The organism is Tenacibaculum sp. L6 (genome assembly GCF_028823685.1).
GTDB lineage: Bacteria > Bacteroidota > Bacteroidia > Flavobacteriales > Flavobacteriaceae > Polaribacter.
In genome coordinates, this window is sequence record NZ_JAPEHZ010000228.1 from 1 (window position 1) to 242 (window position 242).

Annotated in this window: 1 protein-coding gene; it reads right to left on the reverse strand. The window is 32.6% G+C overall.

Translation table 11 applies throughout. The features are described from left to right. Window positions 1–242: GLPGLI family protein (locus OU788_RS12825; RefSeq protein WP_274635507.1), on the reverse strand; the 242-nt coding region annotated here is incomplete at both ends.

Here is a 242-nt window from a genome sequence, read left to right on the forward strand (position 1 = left end):
CTTTCGTTTCTTTAGTAATATTTTCTAATTTTATTTTTTCTTTTGGTTTTATCTTAATTTGTTTTGCATTGTATACAATTGTACCTGATTTTACTTTGAGCACTAAACCAGGTAGTCCAACAAAATTAGCGGGTCCAAAAGGAAAAGCAAGTTCTGGAGTATACCATACAGTTTGTTTTACCTTTGTTTTACCCTTCCTGCTCATATACTCATACTCTCTCTCTGCCAAGTAGCATACGTAT